This window comes from Fibrobacter sp. UBA3629, from assembly GCF_002374005.1.
Lineage (GTDB): Bacteria > Fibrobacterota > Fibrobacteria > Fibrobacterales > Fibrobacteraceae > Fibrobacter.
On record NZ_DFLC01000022.1, the window covers coordinates 1 to 1158 of the forward strand.

The 1158-nt window shown below is 49.6% G+C and carries 1 protein-coding gene; it reads left to right on the plus strand.

The window, feature by feature from the left end:
- On the plus strand, window positions 1–920 hold a 920-nt coding region (locus tag B2310_RS07405), incomplete at its 5' end, for an FISUMP domain-containing protein (RefSeq protein ID WP_290730091.1).
- Window positions 921–1158 lie beyond the last annotated feature (238 nt).

A 1158-nucleotide genomic window follows, 5' to 3' on the forward strand; every position in this document is an offset into this window, starting at 1 on the left:
CGGTCGAGGATCTATCCAGCAGCTCGGTGCGCTCGTCATCCTCGGCTCCGGTCGAGGATCTATCCAGCAGCAGCTCGGCTAAGTCGAGTAGCTCCGCTAAGTCCAGCAGCAGTTCTGCGAAATCCAGCAGCAGTACGAAATCGAGCAGCAGTTCTGCAAAATCGAGCAGCAGTGCGAAATCGAGTTCCTCGTCGGTGTCGAGCAGCAGCGAATACGTGCCGTTTGACCACTCCGATGCTCTAGCAGAAGATTGGCGTATTGGTGAAAATCGTTATAAGACATTTACGGATCCGCGCAATGGCCGTAGCTACTACTATATAACAATAACGGGTACGGATACTGTGCGTAAGGTTGCCTCGGTGACTGTAATGGCTGAGAACTTGAATATCGGCGATATGGTGCTCGGCGAAAACGACCAGAATGACGATACCAAGATAGAGCGCTATTGCTATAACAACGATACCACCAAGTGCGACGAATTTGGAGGCCTCTACCAGTGGGCTGAGATGATGCAGCTGCCGAGCCGCTGCAATACTGAAAGTTGTGCCGATTTGATTCAGCCGAACCACCAGGGAATCTGCCCCGATGGCTGGAGATTGTTTAATTTTAATGATTATGTCATAGTGATAAATGCCGAAGGAAATGATGACGGCGTCAAGGGAATGCGTTCGATGCATGGTTTCAGTGGAACGAATAGCAGCGGATTCTCCTTGGTTGGCGCAGGATTGAGAAATACAAATGGAACATTTTCTGGCTTAAAGGATAGAACTGCGTGGTTCCGTCCAGAGGAATATGCCGAAGAACCGGATATTCGTGCTCACCACGGACTCATTGGTTCATCAGGTTCTGCACCACAGCAAAATCACAGAGAACTTAAAGCAAAAGGTTTCTCCGTCCGCTGTACTAAACTAGAAGAATAATTTTTGGGGGTGGAGTTGACTTTGAAAAATAAAATGCTACATAAAAAACGATTGTCATCGTGGAAAGGTATAGGTCACATCGGTGTGACGTTCTTTATTGCGAGTCTCTTTCTCTTGGCAGCTTGTGACGACGAGAGCAGTTTCGTTCGGCCGGGGGAAGATTCCTCGTCGAGCGTCTGCGAGGACTGCGACGATGCAAGCAGCAGCTCGGTTCGTTCGTCATCCTCGGCTCCGGTCG